The sequence below is a fragment of the Brachyspira pilosicoli genome (assembly GCF_019402445.1).
Classification (GTDB): Bacteria; Spirochaetota; Brachyspiria; order Brachyspirales; family Brachyspiraceae; genus Brachyspira; species Brachyspira pilosicoli_B.
This window is the reverse complement of the sequence record NZ_SRZM01000463.1, coordinates 1-202: the sequence shown is the minus strand read 5'-3', so window position 1 is coordinate 202 and position 202 is coordinate 1. Positions and strand designations below refer to the sequence as shown.

1 protein-coding gene is annotated in these 202 nt (G+C 19.8%); it reads right to left on the bottom strand.

Annotated elements, in window-relative coordinates; all coding sequences use genetic code 11:
• A partial coding sequence (locus E6A48_RS11900) for an HAD family hydrolase (RefSeq protein ID WP_219710516.1) occupies positions 1-121 on the bottom strand: 121 nt, incomplete at its 3' end.
• Between the last annotated feature and the right edge of the window lie 81 nt (positions 122-202).

Sequence of the window (202 nt, the reverse complement as noted above, 5' to 3'; positions counted from 1 at the left end):
TAAAAACTTTTATACCTTTTTCTTTTAATAATCTTATAGCTTCTTTAGAAGAATCAGAAATCTTATGTGTATTAAAACTTACTAAAGTGCCGTCTATATCAAAAAATACTGCTTTTATCATAATAAAAAATCCTTATTTATATATTATTAATCTATTAAATTAAAATGTTTTAAAGCCTTATATATTCCATCATTATCAACA